This window comes from Desulfopila sp. IMCC35006 (assembly GCF_005116645.1).
Classification (GTDB): domain Bacteria; phylum Desulfobacterota; class Desulfobulbia; order Desulfobulbales; family Desulfocapsaceae; genus Desulforhopalus_A.
In genome coordinates, this window is the sequence record NZ_SWCM01000001.1 from 825,401 (window position 1) to 846,265 (window position 20,865).

The window sequence follows — 20,865 nt, forward strand, 5'->3', positions numbered from 1 at the left end:
CTATCGTAATGCGAAAATATACCGGATTGATCATCTTGGGTACACTCCTCTTGTACCTTATGAGCGTTGCACTCCCGCCAGTGTTGCCCGTGCCGACCATTCTGGCATGGCTGGTCTGCCTGCTTTCCTGGCAGACCCTTGGCAGAAGTGCCACCCGCCAGACTTTAGTGCTCTTGTCAATCGGTGCTGCGGCCCTGCTCTTTGCCGCTGTCCACGGTGTTTTTCTTGGCTGGAGACAGATACTTGCCGTCAACCTGCCCCTGCTCGCCATGTTTGTTGCCGTGGCTTTTCTCACCCTTACAAATCGAGGCGTCGAGGACCCTGACCTGCCGCATGGCAGCAAAGCTGTGGTCACAACGGCGATCGGCACCCATCTGCTTGGCGCCGTGATTAACCTGTCGGTGCTCTTTGTGTTTGGGGATCGGCTGCAGAAAAGCGGCACCTTGACCAAAGAACAGATGATTATTCTGGCCCGTTCGTTTTGTGCGGCAGCCTGGTGGTCCCCTTTTTTTATTGCCACCGGGGTGGCGCTCACCTACGCGCCGGGCATGCTCTGGCAGGAAACCCTGATTCCGGGAGCCGTCATGAGTGGTATCGCCATTGCCTACTCTCTTTTGGAAGTGTGTTGTGTGCGAAAAAAAGAATTCTCCGGCTATCCAATCAAGATTGAAAGCCTGACGATTCCTCTCTTTCTCGCGGCCGTCGTCATCCTCACCCATCATCTTCGGCGCGACATCAGCGTACTGCATCTGATCTGCGTGGTCTCTCCGCTGGGTGCTGTTCTTTTCATGAGAGGCAGGCCCAGGATGGCAACACTGCATGATTTTATAGTCAACAGGATCTCGTCGGTCAGCAGCCAGTTCACCCTGTTTCTGGCGGCAGGAGTTTTTTCTACCGGCATAAAATCAATTATCCATGTATATCCCGCCTTATTCAGTCTTGCAGGCGCAAGCTTTACTCCGGTAGTATTTGCCCTGGTCCTGGGCACGATGATCCTTATAGGAATCATGGGTGTTCATCCGATCGTCAGCATTGCCATCGTCAGCCCGCTGCTGCTGCCGCTTCATCCCGATCAGTCACAACTGGGATTTCTGTTTCTCTCCAGCTGGGCTATCTCAACCGGCAGCAGCCCCCTGTCGGGTGTTGGGCTGGCCCTGGTAAGCAGGTACCATGCCTCGCCCCGAACAATAATACAGAGCAATTGGCATTATGCACTTGCGATGTGGGCAGTTGCCTCAACGATGAATATTGTGTTCTATTGATAGGGGGATAGCGGTATGATCAGAACCATCGATACGGAAAAAAAACCGATTACTCTCTGGCTCGACACCATCGACCACGATACGCTGGAGCAGGCCAGAAATCTGGCCAATCACCCTTTTGTGTATCACCATGTGGCAATAATGCCGGACGCCCACGTCGGTTACGGCATGCCCATCGGCGGGGTAGCGGCAACTGAAGATGTGGTTATCCCCAATGCGGTGGGCGTCGATATCGGCTGCGGCGTGTGTGCGGTACAGACCTCATTGCCTCATCTGGCGCAACCCCAGCTGAAAAAAATCATGCAGGCGGTTCGGCAGACAATACCTCTTGGCTTCAAGCATCATACGACCGCGCAACCCCACGAGAAAATGCCCCACCTGACAGGCACTCTTACGGAAAAAGAGCTGCCGGTGATCTGCCGGGAGTATGACAACGGGCGGCTGCAGCTCGGCACGCTCGGTGGTGGCAACCACTTTATCGAACTGCAGCGAGGAGATGACGACTGCATCTGGCTGATGATCCACTCCGGCAGCAGAAATATCGGCTACCAGGTGGCGGGCCATTATAACCGGCTGGCGATAGCCTACAATCAGGCCCATGGGGCAAAAATTCCACCCAAATGGCAGCTCGACTATCTCCCGGTGCAATCTGATGCCGGACAGAGGTATCTGCGGGAAATGCATTACTGCGTCCAATTCGCAGCAGCTAACCGCCAGGCGATGATGCATAAAGTCAGCGAGATCCTGCTCGACTTCGAACCATCGGTTACCTTTTCTCCGGCCCTTGATGTCGCCCATAACTATGCCGCGCTGGAGGACCATTTCGGCAAAAAAGTGTATGTGCACCGGAAAGGGGCGACCAGGGCGGCAGCAGGACAGGCGGGAATCATTCCCGGTTCTCAGGGGAGCACCAGTTATATTGTGCGTGGATTGGGCAACCGGGAAAGTTTCTGTTCCTGCTCACACGGAGCGGGCAGAAAACTCGGCAGAAAACAGGCCCAGCGACAGCTTAACCTGCAAGAGGAGATTCGTCACCTCGAACAGCAGGGCATCATCCACTCCATCCGTCATACAAAAGATCTCGATGAGGCGGCAGGGGCCTATAAAGATATAACCAGGGTGATGGACAACCAGCGCGATCTCGTGCAGATCATAACAACACTCAAACCGCTGGCTGTGGTGAAGGGATAACGCTCAATTCGGCAATCGTTCAGGGGGCCAGCCGCTCAATGGTCCACTCGTTTGATGCACCGTTCCTGGTATAGAGGAAGCGGTCGTGCAGGCGGTTTTGCCTTCCCTGCCAGAACTCGATTTCAACCGGAGCGACGCGGTAACCGCCCCAGAATGACGGCAGCGGGACCTTGCCTTCACCGATTTTTCTTTTCATCTCATCAAATTTCTGCAGCAGCATCTGCCGCGATGAAAGGATGTGGCTCTGGCTCGAGACCCAGGCCGCCATCTGGCTTTCCTTGGGCCGGGTCATAAAATATCTGGCGGATTCAGCGGTCGACACCTTGGCGGCGGTGCCATTGATCATCACCTGACGCTCCAGATCAAGCCAGACAAAGAGCAGACTGACCCTGGCATTTTCTTTTATCTCCCGGGCTTTTCTGCTCTCAAAGTTCGTGAAAAAAACAAAGCCCTTCTCGTCATAGTATTTCAACAGAACTGTTCTCTGATGCGGCTGACCGCCACTGCCCACGGTGGCCAGAATCATCGCCGTTGGATCGGCGATTTCAATATTCTGGGCCTGCTCAAACCACTCGGTAAACTGCAACACCGGGTCACTGTTCAGGTTGGAACGAGACAAGCCTCCCCTTAAGTATTCCCGACGAAACTGACTAAGATCCACAATTGCCCTCTCTCATAAAAAAACGCGGGTGCCGCCCATCATCCGCAGCAGCACCAGCGCATAGTTATTACCTGATAATTAAATTGGTTAAACTGACAAAGCCCACACATGCCAAGGGCGCGCAACATTATAAATGTTGATTTTTTACGACACCATTACACTTCCTTGATTCCTTCCAGTTTCCAATCCTCAGTTCCAACCGGCCGTGCCCATGTCCATTCTTCGTTAAATTTGACGGGCGTTGTCATGCTCCCCTCAACCAGCTCACCGCTTTTATCGTCCACGGTATAGTCAAGCAGGTTGGCGGCAAAAAGCACCGTCACGAAATCTTCCCGGCCGTCGCTGCCCGCCTGAACTATCTCCAGATTACGAACAGCTATGGATTCCAGCTTATTGATATGCCCTTTCCTGCGCATTTCCGCAAAGTGATCGGCATATTCGCCGGCCAGCTGCTCGCCGAGCAGATGTCTATAGGAATCAAGATCCCGGCGCATCCACCCGGCCTGCACCTTAAAGAACACGTCAGAGGCTACTTCGGTGAAATGTTTTGGGTCAAAATTCCTGTCATGTTCTTTAATCTGGTCAATGCCGTCGGCCGTGAGATTGCCGCCAATATCCGGGGTAACTGGCGGAGGCTGGGCACTGTTGCCGAACGCACCGCTGAACATATTCGAAGGACTCTGCGGTCCGGGATTCTGCTGATAGGACTGATAGCCATTCTGCGGTGGTTTGGTCGAAAACCTTTTAAACAGAAAATAGGCAATCCCGCCCAGAACCAGCAGCGGCAATATGCCCATCCCCGAGCCACCGGCGCCGAACATGGAACCGAAGAGCATTCCGCCAAGCGCTCCACCAAGCAGCCCACCCGCCAGACCACGACCAAAACTGCCGCCTCTCTGGGTCGGGGCAACGGGCCCCATACTTCTGCTCGGCGTCCTGGGAGTCATTTTAAAGGACCTGCCTCCACCAAAAGATCTGGCATCAGCATAATCCGCGGTCAATCCAGCTTCCAATAAAGTAAAGGCCACAAAGAGCATCAGTATCGGTGCCAGTTTTTTCCAAAAGATCATCATAGTTCACATCCAGTTGATTTTTTTTAACCGATCATCTACAAACCGGGCTACATTATAGTACAACTTTGGCAAGATGCCAGAAAAAGCGAAGAATTATTCTGATTCCCCCCATACTCAGCTTGTCGAAATGGAAGGGTGTGGGCTGTTCGTTTTACGGGTCTCTGCAGCCATGGACGGCTGCAGCGAAGCCCCCAGGGATGGGTTTACGGCGTCCCGGTAAACGAAGAGCCCACACCCTGGTTCAGTAGTTGAACATTAGGGGCAATCAGAATAATTATTAACAATGATGAATTCGTAAAGACTCTTAATGAACCTCGGAGATGGTTAGGTAAAAAGCTTGACATCAAAGGAATCTGCATGCTGATCGTTCACCCACCACTGACCAAGCCCTGCGAGCCACCGGCAGCGCTTGCCTACCTCTCGGCATCGCTTGGTGCTCATGGTCACGCATGCACGATCTGCGACATGAATATCGAAGCGTTGCATTTCCTCTTAAAGACAGCGAAGCCGGCTGAAGATACCTGGTCCAAAAGGGCGTATAAACATGTGCAGCAGAATATTTCGGCATTGCAGACGCAAGAGACCTACCACACTGGTGACAGATATCGACGGGCGGTAGCGGATATCAACCGCATCCTGGAAATGGCCGGAAACGAATCTGGCCTGCAGCTGTCGCTGGCCAATTATCAGGACGACGCCAGATCCCCTGTAAAAAGCGGTGATCTGCGGCTGGCGGCCAAAGAATACACGGCGAATATCTTTTATCCTTACTTCAGCAGAAGACTCGATGAACTTCTTGCAACCGGCAATTCCGGATACATTGGTTTTTCCCTGAACTATCTCAGCCAGGCCCTGTGCACCTTCGCAATGATTGGGTATCTGAGAGCGATCCATCCGAAAGTGAAAATCGTCGTCGGCGGCGGCCTGATCACCACCTGGCTAAGCCAGAAGGAGTGGCACAATCCTTTTGTTGGGCTCATTGACCACCTTATCGGCGGTCGTGGAGAGGGCCCGCTGCTGAACCTGCTGGGAAACGAACAAAAATTGACCCATATACGACCCGACTTTACCACCTTGAAAGACCACGGCTACCTCTCTCCGGGCTTCATCCTTCCCTATGCCAGCTCCTTTGGCTGTTTCTGGAAAAAATGCAGCTTCTGCCCGGAGACAAGCGAAGACAACCCCTATCAGCACGTTGCTCCGAGCGATACCATAGCTGACCTGCACGCTTTGAGTGCAGCAACCTCTCCGGCGCTTATTCATCTGCTCGACAATGCAATCAGTCCGTCAACCCTCCGGGCCCTGGCTGACAATCCCCTGGCGGCACCCTGGTATGGTTTTGCCCGTATCGACACGCTCCTGGCCGACCGGCAGTTTTGCCGCCGGTTACATGATTCCGGCTGCTGTATGTTGAAACTCGGTCTCGAATCAGGAGATCAACAGGTATTAAACAGCATGCACAAGGGAATCGATCTGAAACTTGCCGCACAAGTACTTGCGAACCTGCACGAGGCCGGGATTGCTACCTATGTCTATCTGCTGTTCGGTACACCGGCTGAGAGTCGGCTGGAAGCTGAACGGACGCAGTGTTTTGTCGAAGAACATCACCAGGCCATCGATTTTCTCAACCTGGCAATATTTAATCTTCCTGCCTGCAGCCAGGAGATTTCGAGTCTTGAAATAAACGATTTCTATGAGGGTGATCTGTCAATGTACCGTAATTTCAACCATCCGAGAGGATGGAACCGGGGAGAGGTTCGGCGGTTCCTGGAGAGTTCCTTCAAGCGATCTCCACAAATTGCTGCGATCCTCAGGCACGATCCCCCGTTGTTCACGTCAAACCATGCACCATTTATGAAATCGTAAGAGATTGTCCCGATAAAAGCTATGCAAGGCGGGAGCTTTTGCACTGCCCTTTGCAGGTAATTGAGGGTACTCTCTTCAGTACCCTCCTGCAAAACCATGCACTACGCCCGGGTGACCGGCCGTGTATCTCGCCTGCTCTTCTTTGTCGCCTCAACAGGCTTTCTTTTTTGATCTTTTTTCCTGTCAGGATCTTTACCGTACAAATCGGCACAACTGAAGAAAACATACCAGTCGTCCCTGGTCACTTTTTTGGCAGACACCTGCGCACTACTCTGCTCACGTCTGTTTTTTGCCCACCATTTGACGATATACTCCGACGATCCCCGGATCAGATGGATAGCACACATACCTATTACGATTTGTGCAAATAGTATTGATGTTTCCATGATTCACCTCTATTCTGTAAGAATTCTCTGAACCTCCTACTCCGGTTCACGCCATTACTCTCCTCAGCTGTCAGTCTCCTTTTTTAACGACTTGAACTGGACAGGGAGCCACCATAGCAACCCGCTCAACGACACTGCCTAAGAGAATATCACTCACCCCAAAATAGCCTTTTGAGCCGAGAATTATATGATGGATATCCTTTATTTTTGCATATCCTGTCAGACATTTTGCAGGGGAAGCCTCCTGCAAATCGGTAATAACCTGCAATCCCAGCTTTTCGCCCTGCCTGACGATTGCTTCCAGGGCTTTAAAACCTTTTTTTCTGGCATCCTTCAACACTCCGTACCGAAGACTCTGGTCCGTGGGAACATCAATGGCGGTAACTGCGTGCACTTCACTGCCGTAACTCCCTGCCAATTCTAGGGCTCGCAGGCCGGCGGCACTGCTGGCCGGCGTTCCATTAACACCGACAAGTATTTTGCCAAACCGGATTTCACCCATTTCTGGTACCAGCAGCACGTCGCAGGGACTGCCGGCTATGACTTTTGCAGTCATTCCGCCGAGCAGCACCTGTTCGACCTTGGAGCGCTGGGCATTGCCCAGGACAATCAAATCCACCCCTTCTTCCTCGGCTACCCGGACAATCTGTTCGGCCGGCTCCCCCACCGCGTGGACCGTCTGGATTTTCAGCCCCAGGGAGGCTGCATAGGAAGCAGCCTCCTCAAGACTCTTGCGAAAGGGTTCACTGAGCTGCCTGTTGGCATCGTCTATCTTCAGACGATTCATGTTCCCTTCATATTTGGGAGTAACACTGATCGCAATCAACTTTGCCCGCATCGACGATGCCAGGGCCAGTCCCTGTTTAAATGCTGAGCCGCTCACCCTTGAGATATCGACCGCAACCAGTATCGACTCCATCATGGTACTCACACTCATGCCTGTGCTTGCGCTGCTCTTTCAAGGGCGCTTTCCGCACTTCTCGCCTTAAACATGTTAACCAGAATAATCATGGCTCCAGTCAGCAGGGCAAAGCACATGATGTAGAAACTCATCTGGGTCATAAGAGCGACACTGGCATCGGAAAAAGAAGTAAGATTCAGTTTATTCATATACTTCGGCATTGCCAGAAAGCGACTGACGGCAACGATCAACATGATGGTCGCCATGACGTATTTGATCATGTAGTCTTTCACATAGGTCGTACCGATTGCACCAAGCTGCACACCAAAGAGCGAACCACCAAGGATCAGCAGGGTTAACCGAATATCGACCATGCCGTAAAAGGCCCAGATAAGCGTACCGCCCAAGCCCATGACGAAGGCCACGACCAGTTCAGTAGCTGACGCGACGATACTGGTTGCGCCGATGATATACATAAGTCCCGGAACGCCGATGAAGCCACCAACGGCGATGGTTGCTGCGAGCATACCGGTTGCAAGGGCAACGGGGATGATAAACCAGACGCTGATACGCAGATTGGCTCTTTTAAAGGTCATCATGGGCCATAATTCTATCTTCTGCAACCGGGCAGCGATAGGAGGCTGTACCCAGCCGTCACCACCTGATTTCCGCAGTTTAAGAGCATCACGCAGGACAAAAGAGCCGACAATGACCAGGACTGTGACGAAAGAAACACTGACATAAAGGTTGGATCCTGCTTCCCCCCAGGTTTCGAGTATGTGTTTTTGCACCATGATCCCGACCTGGACCCCGATTTCGGCGAAAACACCCATGATCAGACCAAGTTTGATATCTACCTGACCGTAACGGTATCTCTTGATCGAGCCGACCAGGGCTTTGGGAAACTTATGACACATGTTACTGGCCACAGCAACGGTTCCGGGAACACCGAGACTCATCATCCCCGGGGTAAGCACAAAAGCCCCGCCCGAACCGATAAAACCACTCACCAGGCCGCCGATAAAACCGACGATGACTAAAAAGACGATGTAGGCAAAGTTCAAATCAATAAATTGGATAGTGTCAGCTACTGGTCCGTGCATTGTTGACTCCTTTTGTTATGTTCGTAATTTCTGCTGGCAGAGCGGCAGGAAGATTGCCGCTTTGCCAGTCGATAAGTTCCTATATCCAAAGAGGTTATGCGCTGGCCTGCACCCGTGGTCTGGTGTCCCGACGCTTATCGACGGTTTTCGATTTTTCAGCCTGTTTCTGCACAGTCGCTTTCGAACCTTCAATACCAAGGGCCGACCAGAAATTGCTGGTAAAGGAGCCATGGGCATAGGAAAAAACAAAAACCGTCGCTACCGGCAACAAAGCGTATATTCCGCCCCTGGTGAAATACGTCATGACAAATTCGGAGTTAGTGAACACTGCTGCATAAAGAGCCGCCGTCATGGTGCCAAAAATAAGGGTTTTGAGAAGATGACTTTTCCTGCTTGTTGCTTTCATGTTTTTTTCTCCATAAGAAATTTTTTTTGCTTGACGGTTGTCGATCATCTTTCCGGTTCTCGTATCGGTACAAACAATATTGAAAACCGGGACCGGTGAGCCGAAGGCCGCCTCTTCAATTTTTATTCCCTGGTCGATAAGAACAAATTCGACCCTTTTCACCATTCTGCATAATCTGCTGATTACCTTGCTTATTTTTCCTGACTCCCGGACATACTCAAATTCGACTCCACGGGCGGCGGCTTTAGCTTTAAACGCATCACCATTCTGCTGTATTGCCGATGCAGCGAGCCTGGGATGCATGCCATCATTGTCCAAAAGAGGCAGAGTATTCACATAGCTGGCCAGCACTTTACAATTCATCCGATCGGCGACATTTATCGCATAGTCCATTACCGGATCCGCCAATCGACTATTTTTGGTGACCAGCAGAATGCACGATTTTTTGGCCAGGCTGCACTGTTGCGCGGAGGCATCAGTTTCCACCCGCTGGAGTACCGTTAATGGCCTTATGTTTCGATGCATTGTGTCTTTCATTTCTCACCTTCAGTCATCTCTTCGCTATTTGATGTTCCTTCTATCAAGAACCAGACCATCCTGGTAAAAAATTTTATGTGCTTGATATTAAACAATTTATAAACAGATCTTTGTGAAGAACCTTCCATTTTGTTGCTGAATGCAACAAACGCCTGAAAAACGAGTTGCACATTGCAACAGACGTTGCGGATTGCAACCTATGCCGTCAATCCGGCTTCCGGATGAGCATTTCCCTCACAACTTAAGAGTGCATTTGCCATGGAATATGGTACAAAGAAATGAACAGACGCAGACACCGGTTCATCAGAACAGACGAGGACACTGACCATGTTTTTCAAGAAGAAACCCAGCACCGATGCTCCCCTCCCCGAACAGCAGGACAAGGAGGAGACCCCTCTCAGCAAACTGCGCAACCAGATTACCGAGGCGAATCTTCCGCAATACGCCCTTGATGCCGCCAATAAAGAACTGGACAAACTGGCGAACACCGATGCTGCCGTCGCGGAATATTCCGTCGGTCTCAATTACATCGAACTGATCAGCTCCCTGCCCTGGAATATTTCCACCAAAGGGACGCTGGATATGAGCCGGGTCCAATCCATCCTCGACGGTCGACACTGCGGACTGGGCCAGGTGAAACAGCGCATTCTTGAATTTCTGGCCGCAAAAACACTGCGCGGCAGTGCCAGACAGAACATCCTCATCGTCGACGACGAGGATATTGCCAGAACCAACATGGCCCACGTCCTGACCAAAGACGGCTTTGCATGCAAAACCGCCGAAAACGGCCTTGCCGCCCTGAAGGTGCTGGCAGAAGAGGACATTGATCTCATCATCAGCGATCTGAAAATGGATCATATGGATGGCCTGGAACTGCTCCATGAGGTCAATAGCAGCTATCCCGAAATTCCCGTCATCATGGTGACCGGCTTTGCCACCATCAATTCGGCGGTACAGGCGATGAAAAGCGGGGCCGCACACTATCTCGGCAAACCGGTAAACCTTGATGAACTGCGCAAAACCGTGCGGGAGGTCCTGGATCAGAAGCTGACCAGTGAAATGGGCAAGGGGCCAATTCTCTGCTTCACCGGCCCGCCGGGTACCGGCAAGACCTCAGTAGGCCGGGCGATCGCCGAAGCACTGCAACTGCATTTCATCAGAGTTTCCCTGGCCGGGTTACGGGATGAGGCGGAACTCCGCGGCCATCGGCGCACCTACGTAGGGGCCATGCCCGGCCGGATCATCACCGAATTAAAAAGGGCGGCGGTGAACAACCCTGTCTTCATGCTGGACGAAATCGATAAAATCGGCCAGGACTTTCGCGGTGACCCTGCATCGGTCATGCTCGAGGTCCTCGATCCTGAACAGAACATTAAATTCATGGATCATTATCTCGATATCCCCTTTAATCTGTCGCGCATCATGTTTATCGCCACGGCCAATGATGTATCCAAATTGCCCGGCCCCCTGCTTGACCGAATGGAGCTGATTGAATTTACCGGTTATACCGAAAAGGAAAAATGCAAGATTGCCCGGGATTTCATCATTCCCAGACAACTCAAAGCGGCCGGGTTGAATACCCTCGACATAGACTTTTCCTCTGAGGCTTTATCGAGAATTATTGGCGATTACACCCGGGAATCAGGTCTGCGCAATCTGGAAAGAGAAATTGCCAATGTCTGCCGCAAGCTGGCCCTGCTCTACCTCGACTCGAAAAAGACCGTGCTCGATACCAAAATTGAAGCAAGCACCATCACCACCCTTCTCGGGCCCCGCAGGTTCATCCAGAATTACGCGGAAAACGAACCGAAGGTAGGTATAACCACCGGTCTGGTCTGGTCGGCAATCGGCGGCGAGATCATCAGCGTCGAGACAGCATCCATGGAAGGATCCGGCAATTTACTGCTTACCGGCTCTCTTGGGGAGGTATTGCAGGAATCGGCGCAGGCGGCGCTCAGCCTGATCAGAAGCAGATCGGCGGAGTTCGGCATCAAGGAATATTTCTTTAAGAACATGGATATTCATATCCATTTTCCGGCCGGCGGTATCGCCAAAGACGGTCCATCCGCCGGAATAACCATCTTTGCCGCGCTCCTCTCGCTGCTCACGAAACGACCGGCGCGAAGAGATATCGCCATGACCGGAGAAATGACGTTGAGCGGACGTATTCTGCCTATTGGCGGCATCAGGGAAAAACTGCTGGCGGCGCAGCGGGCAGGCGTCAAAACTGTTCTTTTACCGCTGGCCAACAAGGAGGAGGTGGAGATACTGCCACCCGATGTACTGGAGAACCTGCAAGTGGTACTGGTGAAAAATGCCGACGAGGTGATCCCCCTCGTGCTGCTGCCCGCAGAATAAGGGCAAGGGGAGGACTTTTGGTTTAGCCCTCAGGATCGTCGAGGCCATATCGTTTGATCTTTCGCCACAGGGAGACCCGGTCGATATCTAAGATCTTGGCCGCCTGGGATTTGTTGCCTTCCGTCTCGTCAAGGACTTCCAGAATATAATTTTTTTCATGTTCCTCAAGCGACGGCCAGAACTGCGGAGCGACCCGGGAAGGACTCACGGAACTGCTTTGCAGATCTTCAATGAGATGGCAGGAGTCAACCACCTCGCCATCGCATTGCAGCAGCAGACGTTGGGCAATGTTTTCCAGTTCCCGGACATTCCCCGGGTACTCATATTGCTTCAGGGTGTGCGCCACCTCAGGTGAAAGCTTGGGAATTCTTGTGGAAGGCGACGAATGTTTCGCGAGGAAATGGTTGACCAGAATAGGAATATCCTCTTTTCGTTCGGCCAGAGAGGGAACCTTTATGGTCAGGACATCGAGGCGGTAAAAGAGATCCAGCCTGAACGCTCCGCTCTCGGCCTCCTTTTTCAAGTCTTTATTGGTGGCGGCGAGTATGCGGATATCGACCGGAATCTCTTCCGTGCCGCCGACCCGCATCAGGGTACGTTCCTGCAGGACCCGGAGTAGTTTTACCTGCATTGACAACGACAACTCGCCCACCTCGTCAAAGAAGACCGTGCCGCCTTCGGCCAGCTCCAGCAGCCCTTTTTTTATCTGCGCCGCCCCGGTGAACGCACCTTTTTCATGGCCGAAAAGTTCGCTGGTGATCAGTTCTTCGGTAAACGCGCCACAGTTGAAGGCGACGAATCGGTGACTCGATCGTGGACTGAGTTCGTGGATCGTCCGGGCCACCAATTCCTTGCCGGTACCCGTTTCGCCCATAATCAACACATTGCATTCCAACGGGGCGACCTGCATGATACTCTCGCGCAACAGCTGAATTTTCAGGCTCTTGCCGAGAATCCTGGTTGCACCGGTATTGGATGAGACCTTTTTTCTGAGCTCGATAACTTCCTTACTCAACGCCCGTTTTTCCAGGGCTTTCTGGACCAGGGCCAGCATCTCATCTTTTTTGACCGGTTTGGCGAGATAATGGTAGGCACCTCTCTGGATAGCCTCCACCGCTGTGTCAACGCTGGCATAGCCGGTAATGACGATAACTTCAGTCTGTGGCCATAATTCTTTACAGGCCGCGATAACCGCCATACCGTCCTGTCCTTTCATGCGTAGATCGGTCAGGACAAGATCGACCTCCCGGCTTTCAAGAAAAGCGATAGCCTCCTCACCATTTTCTGCCGTAAAGACTTCATACCCGCCTTTTCGCAGCATATACTCTACATTGTCGCGAGCAATCGCTTCATCGTCGACAACCAGAATTTTCTCACTGCTCACGACGCTTCTCCAAGATCAGTCAGCTGGCCTGCCTGCAGCGGCAGATGAATAAAAAAAGACGCACCAATTCCAGCAACGCTTTCCACCGTTATCTCGCCATGGTGCTTCTGAATAATGCCATAGGCAATAGACAGGCCCAGACCAGTCCCCTGCCCCTCTTCTTTCGTGGTATAAAATGGATCGAAAAGTCGATCCTTGATTTCATCGGCAATCCCGGAACCGGAATCGGTGATTTCGATTACCGCTTCATCCTTTTTTTCATCGATTGAAGCCGAAATAGCGATCCTGCCTTCACCGACAATCGCCTGGGAGGCATTGATAATCATGATAATCAACACTTCCTGTATTTTCTGAATATCCATCGGCACAAACAGATTCTCCGGAATATCGACCGAAATACTGATTGCCGAAGTGACGTGGCTTTTCACCAGCTTCACCGAGCGACTCACCACGTTTTCCAGGTTTGCCGGATGGAGCTCGAATTCCTTCACCCGGGAAAATTCCAGCAGACCCTGCACGACATCTCTCGCCCGATACGTTTCGTGCTCAATATTTTTCAGCATTTTTTTGATAAGAGCAGGGTCACCACCATCGAAATCATCCACGGCTATCTGGCAGGAGGTGGAAATATTATTCAGCGGATTATTCAACTGGTGGGCGACACCCGCGGTCAGAGTCCCTATTGATGAAAGTTTTTGCGACTGCACCAGCTGGTCCTGACGGCGTTCCAACTCCCCCACCATGGTATTGAATGCCTCCATAACCTGCTGCATTTCATCTCGCGTATCGAGGACTTCAATTTTACTGAAACGACCAAGAGCAATATCTTCCGTTGCCTCTTTAATGATGCGCAGCGGCTTGAAAATACGAAACGACATGATGAGAGGAATAAAGATACCCACGGCAATCGCCACCATAGACCAGACAATAAGCCGTGAGACTAATTCATCCAGAATTATGCGGATCTGGTTATGCTCAAACCTGACCAGCTCCTTGCTGAGTTCTGTCATCTCCTGCCCCTCGAAGCGAAGTTTATTCGCCAACTCGCCATGCACTGCATCTTTGCTGTTCGTCCATTTTTCGGCCAGGGTTTCCATGCCTTCCTGGTAGGTAATGGTCAGGTCTTTCAGCTTGATGAGCATGGGATGCACTTTAAATCTGGCCACCCGTTTGGAGATAATCTCAATCGTCTGCAGTGCCAGAGCAAGCTGTCTGCCATTTTCCTGTAAAGCCTCCTGCGTTCCATAGAGGAAGAAGTTTTTCTCATATCGGCGAACTTCAAGGGTAATACTGTTGAGGGTGTAGGCAAGTTCAAGGGCTTCCAGTTTTTCTTTGGCAGTATTCAGATCCTCCTGAGAAACAATGAACATCGCCAGAATGCCGAAGATATAACATCCAAGAATAAAAAGGATTTTATAACTCAGACTAAGAGATGGTATTTTAACCTTGCTCATTTTCTACACCACACACTTCCCCCTGGCGCCGCTATGCCGAAGACCAATGCGCCGGGCACTTTTGTTAGCCAGCTCTCCCCCAGTTCCTGAACCTGACCGATAAGCAGTACAGCATATATTTATTGAAAGTCGTACGAATGTCACCATATACCAAGACGATAGCGAACACAACCAAATCGTTGTCAGGAGACAACAGTCAAACTCATATGTGATTACCACTAAAGTTCAGCTTGGAAGGTCCAGAGGGATATGAGGTGCCCTTTGCACGGGTGTTCCGCAGCCTGGATGGCTGCGGTCAAGCCCCCAGGGATCGGTTTATGGCGTCCCGTGCAAAGGGCACCTCATATCCCCATATAGCTGAGGTTTAGTGGTAATCACAAACTCATATGGGCTCGGCAGCATATTCCCAAAGCCCCTCTGCAGGCGCTTCATGCTCTGCCGCACAGGGATAAAAACAGTGCAGCAATACTGTTGCACCGCAACCTCAGCGCCGCACAACATAAGTCTTAGTAATTAATAATTTAATTATATCGACTTACATACAAATGCATTATAATTGTTGCACGTTCCGACAAAACGCAAGGCTGATCGTGCATTTGCATAGGGCCAATCTGTTCTTTCATTGCAGATCATGCCTCTCATTTTCTCGAAGATTATTTTGCCGGAACCATATTTCCCGCGGGGTGAACAGAGAACTGTTTTTTGATGCGTCAGCTCCAGGTAGAAGGCAGACAAAATCGGCAATCGATTTTTTTTCTGGCATGGAGGTTGCTATTGTAAGTGGGCACCGTACACGTAGATGAGCAAACGTTTTTTCACTGTTGAACAGGTCTCAGACCTTTATATCAAGGAGGGCGACAAAGAGGAATTTTAGCAGCAGGATACCGACTTTACTTTCCAGTATTATTTATTTTTTCTAATTCATGAGGTTGTTATGACAAAGAATCATCGGATTTTTTTGTTTGCAGCGTTGATGGTCATGGCCATTGGAATGTGGCTGGAACCGGCCTGGGCCGGAAAACTGCAGGACGCTATTGCCTCGGTTCCGGCGGGAACCGGCAAAGGGCAGATTGATCCCAGTCAGCCTGCCGGCTTTCTTGGTATTCCCGGTGGTCCGCAGGTAAATCTGATTGTCGCCTTTTTCTGGGCCGTCTGGGTTGGCTGGATTTTTTCTACAGTGGGAGCCTTCGGCGGTGTCATGGCCGGCGTCGGTCACATGAGCATCTTCGGTCTTGGCGGCTATGCTAAATCTTTCAAGGAAACAGCGCCTTCCCTGAACAAAGCCATCACCGATTCAATTCGCGGCTCCAACCAGTACCTTGTTGGATTGTCGGCCCTTATTTCGTCATTTAACTATTACCGCATGGGGCGTCTCGTTGTACCACTGGCCGTCTCCCTCGGACTTGGCTCCATTCTTGGTGCCTGGGGTTCGGTAACCCTCACCGCCGGCAAAATTTCTTTCTCCCAATACCAGGGATATTTTGGCCTTTTTGTTCTGGCTCTCGGCGTTTATCTTTTTTATGAAACCTCCTCCAAAGGACAGGCTAGTAAAAAGAAGGCCAAATCGGCGGCACAGGCATTCGAGGCAACGGTAAAAAAACAGAAAAGCGGTGAGAAAGTCGACATCGCCGCACTGGGTGTTAAAGTAACCAAATTCTCTTTGACCGAATGTCTTTTTACTTTTTACGGCGTTGAATTCCGGTTTAATCCATTAATCCCCCTTATCGGTGGTATCGTTATTTCCGCAGTCGCCGCGTTTCTCGGCGTGGGTGGCGGCTTTCTCCTGGTCCCCTTCCTGACCAGCGTTGCCGAACTGCCAATGTACCTGGCAGCCGGAACTTCAGCTCTGGCTGTACTGATCAGTATGATCACCAGTATCATTACCCTTATATCCAAAGGCGTTCAGTTCGACTGGGTATTGATTGGCCTGGAACTCGTCGGTATCGCGGTCGGCTCGGTCATTGGGCCAAGAACCTCGAAATATTTCTCCGACCTCTGGCTCAAACGGTTATTTATTGTGCTGGCGCTGTACGTTGGTGTTGATTATGTTCTGAGAGGTTTCTTCAACTACAGGATGTTCGGTTAATATTTAATCGGCCCTGCGCCCTTAAGTCCCTTACAGATTATTCTCTTGCTTTTGAGCAGAAAAGAACCTGTAAGGGACATAAACCGGCTTTCGGGGTAACAGGCTCCGGGCCCAAACTCCTGGAGCCTGCTTTATGGTACACAGCTTATTTTTCCCCTTTTTTGACTCCTGGCTCATCGCTCCCTTCCGCTGGCTGCCTTCGCCTACCGCGGGGTATATTTTTGGTGTGGTGGTGCTTGCCCTGTACTGTATTATTCTCGGCGATCTCTCGGCGACACTGGTTACCTATTTCAACACCAAATATATAAAAAAGATTCAGGGTGAAATGGACCACCATCACAATCTCTCGGAAAAAGCCCTCATGATGGGTGATAAAGAGAGTTACAAGGCGGTCAACAGCCAGGCTCTCGATGCCTTCGGCCACTCTTTCTCCCTCGGCGCAGCGATTTTTTGTGTCTCTATCTGGCCGATGCCTTTCGCCCTCGCCTGGCTGAACCTGCGCTTTGCCGACGCCCCCCTGGAGCTCCCTGTCAGTCTTCCATTTCTCGGCAACACCATCGAATATTTCCCCTCTTTTCTATTGCTCTATATTGCAACCAGGATGATCTATTCCACCATTATGAGAAAATTCACCTGGTATTCCGGGACGAAGGCAAGACTTGCCGGGCAGGTAGCCTGAGGCCTGGCCGCATGAGGCACTGATGCGTACTTCTTCAGCAGAGAGAAAAAAATCGGCAGGCTTCTGGCGCTTCTGGCGATATCGGTTCATGGAGATATTCTCACCCGGCCGTCTGGTGCAGGATAAATACACGGCCTTTCGCGAGGTTTTACGATTGGACAGCCAGGCCCTTGATCTGCTGGCTGATCTGGAATCGCATGTCTTTGGCCACAACCCCGCCGATCATTACCGGATAAGCCATCTTTGCCACCGGATTAGCGACTCGGTCGGTGCCATGGCGGGCCAGCTTCATGCCATGAACCCTCCTGCGTACTGGAAATTACTTGACAAGCACGCTGAACTGGGTGCAGCAATCAAAGCGCTGCTGGCTCCGGCCGAACCGGCATTGGGTCCGCCATATATCCTTCGGCTGGAGGAAGCAGCCGACCATCCGGAGCTTGCCGGGGGCAAGGCTGCCAATCTATCTACCGCCGCCCGGGTAGGCGTTCCTGTTCCCCCCGGCTTTGTCATCACCGCTCACGCTTTTCATCGCTTCATTGACGACAACAACTTAGAAAAGGAACTTGCCGTTCGGCTCCAATGCGTCCAGGCCGATGACCACAAAACGATCATCCGTATCACCGGTGAGATGCAGGAGCTTATTCTGCATGCCGAGGTTCCGTCGGATATCGCCTGTCTGATCGAACAGTTCACCGATTCCCTCCAGCCAGTCCAGTTACTCGCCGTACGTTCCAGTGCCCTGGCGGAAGACGGCAAGGTATCGTTTGCCGGACAGTATGCCAGTGAACTCGACGTTCCGCCATATGACATTATTGCCGCATACAAAAGGGTCCTCGCCGGGAAATATTGTCCGCGCGCCGTCAGTTACCGTATTCGCCACGGATTAAGTGATGCGGACACGGCGATGGCTGCCTTGGTCTTGCCCATGATCCAGCCACGAACCTCCGGAGTGATATATACCCTTGACCCGGCGACTCCTGCTGCGGTTGAATCCATCGGTGTCTACGCCGTGGCAGGCCTGGCGGAGGGTCTCGTCGATGGCTCACGGACGCCGCAAAAATATCATTTGCCGCGGGAACAGACTGTTACGTCAAGGCACAACTTTGCATTGCCGGACAATTCGCTGGTCAACGAGTCGGAATTACAGCAATTAAGAAGTTGGGGGCTGCAACTGGAGGCCCATTTCGGTTGTCCGCAGGACGTTGAATGGGCCCTCGATGAAAACGGTTTAACCATCCTTCAGAGCCGGCGCCTCCATCAGAAAAAGGATCCTCCTCCGGCAATTGTGCAGGCCGTTGATCTCACGCGCCTTTTGTACAGCAATCTGCATTGCGCCTCAGCCGGAATTGCCTGTGGCCACGTGTTTCACGCGCCGACCGGCCGTACATTTGCGCAAATCCCGGTGGGTTCGGTGGTCTTTACCACAACACTTCGCCCGGCCCTGTCCCAGTTTCTTGATCGAATGGTCGGGGTCATCGCTGCCAGCGGGAGCCGCGCCAGCCATTTCGCTTCGGTGGCCAGAGAACGTGGTGTTCCGGTTCTGGTCGGCAGTGAAATACATTTGACAGAAGGACAGGTGGTGACCGTCGATGCCGCATCAGGGCGGATATTCAGCGGTTGCGTCAATGCCGTACTGCAAAAAGGAAAGCTCAACCCCAACAAGGATTTTCCGGTAGAAAAATACGCGCAACTCGCCGCCCGAACCACACATCTCAACCTGACCGACCCCGACGGAAATAACTTCACGCCGGCCCAGTGCCGGTCTCTGCATGACATCGTTCGCTTCTGTCATGAGAAAAGTGTCCGGGAAATGTTTCGTCTGGTCGACCGGAAAGGAAGAGGTCTGGGCAAGGCGCGAAAACTGGTCACCGATCTGCCACTGGTCATGTACGTTCTCGACCTCGATAAAAATGCACCGGCTCGACCTGGCTCTACGATCACCCTGGACGAGCTTTCCAGCCTGCCCATGCGCGCCTTCTGGCAGGGAATGTCGGATCCCCGGATTCATTGGGACAGCAGCCAGCACCATGTCGACTGGGATAACTTTGACCAGGTCAGTGGCGGGATTTTCTCTCTCGACACACAACTGCTGGCCAGCTACGCTATTGTTTCGCAGGAATACCTGCATCTCAATATTCGTTTTGGCTACCATTTCTCCATCGTTGATGCAATCTGCGGCGAACAGGCCGGCACCAACTACCTCAATTTCCGCTTCAAAGGCGGCGGCGCCGCAGAAAAGCAGAAACTGTTCCGCCTCCAGTTCATCGATCAGGTCCTCACCACCTTCGGCTTCGAAACCTCCAGCAGGGGCGATATGCTCGATGCATCTTTTGCCCGCGCTCCCCTTGCTGCAACCGAGCATGCCCTCACCCGGCTCGGCATGCTGCTTGCCGCCACCAGATTGATGGACGTGCGCTTAACCAGCGATCAACAGGCAAAAGACGAGGCTGAAAATTTCATCCATCTTGCCGAGGCAACGCAGTAACCACCCGAAAATTGCCATTTCTCCTGCAATACAAAGTCAATTCCCGGTCACTTGAAAAAATCTGGAAAAAGCAGCAAAATAAAGATAGGATACTTACAGGAACCTTTTTTAAAAAAATAAAGCAGGTGCAGGATCAGCCAATGGCGGAGGGGGAAAGGAGGCTAAGGTCACTGATATTCCAACTAAATAATAAATAAAATTATTGGGAGCTGCTCTCCAAAAGACACGACGGCAACGCAAAATGCAAGCCCCCGATAAACGGGAAATAATCCGGTATTCTTTTCAATACCCGCGTATGGGGTATACCTACCCTGAGCGAAGGTTATATTCCAGCAAGAAATAACTATACGATCATCAACGCCTTTTCCGTTGATGCTGAAGAAAAATTCAATGAGGATTACTATGAACAAAATGTGCCCCACACTTCCCTTTTATCGGCTCGGACCAGCTGTGGTTCTGTGCTCTTTTCTTATCGCCGGATGTGCAAGCTCCCCCACTGAAGTCAGATATGACGACAGGATGAAAACCTATTCAGCCAACCAGTACGAGAAAGTAACAGCACATTATATCCTCCGCCCCGGCGATCGGCCTGACTTCAAACCGCGCGCGCAACAAACGACAGCTGTCTACCAACCACAGAATGAACAACCAGCCGACATACAGCCGGGCGACTTACACCTCGTCTTGGATGCATCGGACATCCTGTTTGAATTTGACAAGTGGGTTCTTCGAGCAGAGGTTGTGCCCGAATTAGACCAGTGGGCTGACTATCTCAAGCAGAATCCGCAGATAAAAGCCGAAATTGATGGTTATGCCGACAGTACCGGCCCAGCCACCTATAATCAGACCCTGTCTGAAAGGCGTGCTCAGGCAGTAACAAATTACCTGGTCCAAAAAGGGATTGATCCGAAAAGATTTGTGGCCAGGGGGTTTGGTGAAACGAAACCGGTGGCGCCCAATACCACTCCCGAAGGACGACAGAAGAACAGACGAGTCGAGCTGAAATTCTAGGCAGGTGATATATCTCCTCCCG

General features: G+C 51.7%; 16 protein-coding genes. 8 read left to right on the plus strand and 8 right to left on the minus strand.

What is annotated here, in order from left to right; all coding sequences use genetic code 11:
- Positions 1-59 precede the first annotated feature (59 nt).
- Both FCL47_RS03645 and FCL47_RS03650 read left to right on the plus strand, forming a co-directional pair.
- A complete protein-coding gene (locus tag FCL47_RS03645; protein ID WP_240744118.1) occupies positions 60-1,262 on the plus strand; it encodes a hypothetical protein in 1,203 nt (400 codons plus the stop codon).
- A gap of 15 nt (positions 1,263-1,277) precedes the next feature.
- Positions 1,278-2,453, plus strand: coding sequence for an RtcB family protein (locus FCL47_RS03650; protein WP_136812077.1), 1,176 nt, complete (start codon positions 1,278-1,280; stop codon positions 2,451-2,453).
- 19 nt (positions 2,454-2,472) lie between these two features.
- Here the strand turns inward: FCL47_RS03650 and pdxH are convergent, their stop codons facing one another.
- Together pdxH and FCL47_RS03660 are read right to left on the minus strand one after the other, a co-directional pair.
- The gene (gene pdxH / locus FCL47_RS03655; protein ID WP_136812078.1) at positions 2,473-3,114 is read right to left on the minus strand and encodes a pyridoxamine 5'-phosphate oxidase; all 642 of its coding nucleotides are present in this window, start codon (positions 3,112-3,114) and stop codon (positions 2,473-2,475) included.
- A 155-nt stretch (positions 3,115-3,269) separates the two neighbouring features.
- The gene (locus FCL47_RS03660) at positions 3,270-4,187 is read right to left on the minus strand and encodes a Tim44 domain-containing protein (protein WP_136812079.1); all 918 of its coding nucleotides are present in this window, start codon (positions 4,185-4,187) and stop codon (positions 3,270-3,272) included.
- Positions 4,188-4,544: 357 nt separating this feature from the next.
- Here FCL47_RS03660 and FCL47_RS03665 point away from each other — a divergent pair, with 357 nt between their 5' ends.
- Positions 4,545-6,053 carry a radical SAM protein gene (locus FCL47_RS03665; protein ID WP_136812080.1) on the plus strand — a complete coding sequence of 503 codons (1,509 nt, stop codon included), beginning with the start codon at positions 4,545-4,547 and terminating at the stop codon, positions 6,051-6,053.
- Positions 6,054-6,154: 101 nt separating this feature from the next.
- Here the strand turns inward: FCL47_RS03665 and FCL47_RS03670 are convergent, their stop codons facing one another.
- The 4 genes from FCL47_RS03670 to FCL47_RS03685 form a co-directional block, all read right to left on the minus strand.
- Positions 6,155-6,439 carry a hypothetical protein gene (locus FCL47_RS03670; protein WP_136812081.1) on the minus strand — a complete coding sequence of 95 codons (285 nt, stop codon included), beginning with the start codon at positions 6,437-6,439 and terminating at the stop codon, positions 6,155-6,157.
- Between the two features lie 70 nt (positions 6,440-6,509).
- Positions 6,510-7,361, minus strand: a complete 852-nt coding sequence (locus FCL47_RS03675) for a universal stress protein (protein WP_205747203.1) — start codon at positions 7,359-7,361, stop codon at positions 6,510-6,512.
- 11 nt (positions 7,362-7,372) lie between these two features.
- Positions 7,373-8,443 (minus strand): sulfite exporter TauE/SafE family protein, encoded by a 1,071-nt coding sequence (locus FCL47_RS03680; RefSeq protein ID WP_136812083.1) that lies wholly within the window; start codon positions 8,441-8,443, stop codon positions 7,373-7,375.
- Between the two features lie 94 nt (positions 8,444-8,537).
- A complete protein-coding gene (locus FCL47_RS03685; protein WP_136812084.1) occupies positions 8,538-9,386 on the minus strand; it encodes a universal stress protein in 849 nt (282 codons plus the stop codon).
- A gap of 327 nt (positions 9,387-9,713) precedes the next feature.
- Here FCL47_RS03685 and lon point away from each other — a divergent pair, with 327 nt between their 5' ends.
- Positions 9,714-11,744 (plus strand): endopeptidase La, encoded by a 2,031-nt coding sequence (gene lon, locus FCL47_RS03690; protein ID WP_136812085.1) that lies wholly within the window; start codon positions 9,714-9,716, stop codon positions 11,742-11,744.
- A gap of 22 nt (positions 11,745-11,766) precedes the next feature.
- Here lon and FCL47_RS03695 read toward each other — a convergent pair whose 3' ends face one another.
- Positions 11,767-13,128 (minus strand): sigma-54 dependent transcriptional regulator, encoded by a 1,362-nt coding sequence (locus FCL47_RS03695; protein ID WP_136812086.1) that lies wholly within the window; start codon positions 13,126-13,128, stop codon positions 11,767-11,769.
- A complete protein-coding gene (locus FCL47_RS03700) occupies positions 13,125-14,582 on the minus strand; it encodes a HAMP domain-containing sensor histidine kinase (RefSeq protein WP_136812087.1) in 1,458 nt (485 codons plus the stop codon). The genes FCL47_RS03695 and FCL47_RS03700 overlap by 4 nt, the downstream gene beginning before the upstream one ends.
- A 934-nt stretch (positions 14,583-15,516) precedes the next feature.
- Between FCL47_RS03700 and FCL47_RS03705 the strand changes: the two genes are divergently transcribed.
- The 4 genes from FCL47_RS03705 to FCL47_RS03720 all read left to right on the plus strand — a co-directional run bounded on the left by FCL47_RS03705 (position 15,517) and on the right by FCL47_RS03720 (position 20,843).
- Entirely contained in the window at positions 15,517-16,668 is a 1,152-nt protein-coding gene (locus tag FCL47_RS03705) for a sulfite exporter TauE/SafE family protein (protein WP_136812088.1), read from the plus strand.
- Between the two features lie 133 nt (positions 16,669-16,801).
- Positions 16,802-17,347, plus strand: a complete 546-nt coding sequence (locus tag FCL47_RS03710) for a hypothetical protein (protein WP_136812089.1) — start codon at positions 16,802-16,804, stop codon at positions 17,345-17,347.
- 22 nt (positions 17,348-17,369) lie between these two features.
- Positions 17,370-19,832, plus strand: a complete 2,463-nt coding sequence (locus FCL47_RS03715) for a PEP/pyruvate-binding domain-containing protein (protein WP_205747204.1) — start codon at positions 17,370-17,372, stop codon at positions 19,830-19,832.
- Positions 19,833-20,351: 519 nt separating this feature from the next.
- Positions 20,352-20,843, plus strand: a complete 492-nt coding sequence (locus FCL47_RS03720) for an OmpA family protein (protein ID WP_167496346.1) — start codon at positions 20,352-20,354, stop codon at positions 20,841-20,843.
- Positions 20,844-20,865: the final 22 nt, after the last annotated feature.